Consider the following 1,752-nt stretch of genomic DNA (forward strand, 5'->3'; position numbering starts at 1 on the left):
TAACGATCGTTCGCGCGACAGTCCGCCAGGCTGAACATTTCCGCAGGATAGGCCTGTAACGCTTGCCGTGTCCGCGCCAACGTCAACTTGTCGGGGGTTGGCGATACCGTCCGGCCATGCGGATCGGCTACGCGCGGGTCTCCACCCGCGACCAGCACCCCGAGGCCCAACGCGATGCGCTCACCGCGGCGGGCTGTGACCAGATTTTCCTCGACAAGGTGTCGGGCAAGCTGGCCCGCCGGCCGGAGCTCGACAAAGCTCTGCTGTCGGCCAACCGTGTCGGCGATCAGCTGGTGGTGACCAAACTGGACCGGCTGGGCCGATCGCTGGAGCATCTCATCGAGTTGTCCAAGCGCCTGCAGGGCGCCGGCGTGGATTTGGTGGTACTCGACCAAGGCATCGACACTTCAACGGCCATTGGCCGCATGTTCTTCCAAATCCTCGGCGCTGTAGCGGAATTCGAGCACGCTTTGATGTCGGAGCGCACCATGGACGGTTTGGCGGCCGCGCGGGCCCGCGGCCGCACCGGTGGGCAAAAACCCAAACTGGGTCCCCGTCAGGTGAAGCTGGCCCAGCAGATGTACGACGAGAAAGACGAACACGGCAAGCGTCGCTACACCGTCGAGCAGATCGCCGCCGAGTTCGGAGTCACCCGACCCACCATTTATCGGCATCTGGGCAAGGCCCTTAACAACGGCTCGGCCGCATCATGACCCCCCCGCAAGAGCCGGTCAGGACACCGGACGAAGCGGATACCGCATTGACCATGGCCCAACGCGAACAGGCGATGGCCCGCTACGCGGTGCTGCGCCCACACCTGGACGACGGGATATCGCTGGCCGAAGCCGCGCGTCAGGGTGAGGTGGCGCTGCGCACCGCGCAGCGCTGGCTGGCCAGCTACCGCAAGTCAGGACTAGTGGGGCTGGTCCGTCCTGGACGCTCTGATTGCGGCCGCCGCGGGTTGCCCGATCAAATGGTCACGCTGATCGAGGGGCTGGCATTACGACGGCCTCCGATCAGTGCGGCAAATATTCACCGCCAGGTGACCCAGATTGCGCCGCAACATGACTGGCCGGTGCCGTCCTACAGCACGGTGTACGCGATCGTCGCGGGCCTCGATCCGGGCTTGCGGATGTTGGCCCACGAGGGCACCAAACGATACGAGGAGACCTTCGATTTGGTGTATCGGCGTCAAGCGAGCGGGCCGAACGAGCTATGGCAGGCCGACCACACTGAACTGGACCTATGGGTGATCACGCCGTCGGCAAAGCCGGCTCGCCCCTGGTTGACTGTCATCGAAGACGACCACTCCCGCGCTGCAGCCGGCTACATGGTCAGCTTGGAGGCACCCTCCGCGATCAACACCGCTTTGGCGCTGCGGCAAGCGATTTGGCGCAAACCCGATCCCGGTTGGCCGGTGTGCGGCATCCCTGGCGTTTTCTACACCGACCACGGCAGCGACTTCACCTCCCGGCATATGGAGACCGTAGCGGCCGAACTGAAAATCCAACTGGTGTTCTCCCTGCCCGGCAAGCCACGCGGCCGGGGCAAAATCGAGCGGCTGTTCAACAGCGTCAACCAGATGTGCCTGTCGACGTTGCCCGGCTACGCGCCACGCGGAACCCCTGATCGAGCCGGACAGGCCCGGCTCACCCTGCCCGAATTGGACACCGCGATCGGGCGGTTCCTCAGCGACGGCTATCACCACCGGGTGCACAGCGAGACCCGCCAAACACCAGCACAGCGCTGGTC

General features: G+C 64.8%; 2 protein-coding genes. Both read left to right on the top strand.

The window, feature by feature from the left end; genetic code table 11:
• The first annotated feature begins 116 nt into the window (after positions 1-116).
• On the top strand, positions 117-713 hold the full coding sequence (locus tag AC5Y4D_RS27250; protein ID WP_055576341.1) for a recombinase family protein: 597 nt from the start codon (positions 117-119) through the stop codon (positions 711-713).
• A partial coding sequence (locus tag AC5Y4D_RS27255; RefSeq protein WP_500038764.1) for a TnsB C-terminal domain-containing protein occupies positions 710-1,752 on the top strand: 1,043 nt, incomplete at its 3' end. The genes AC5Y4D_RS27250 and AC5Y4D_RS27255, both read left to right, overlap by 4 nt.

The organism is Mycobacterium sp. NGS67, from assembly GCF_059812185.1.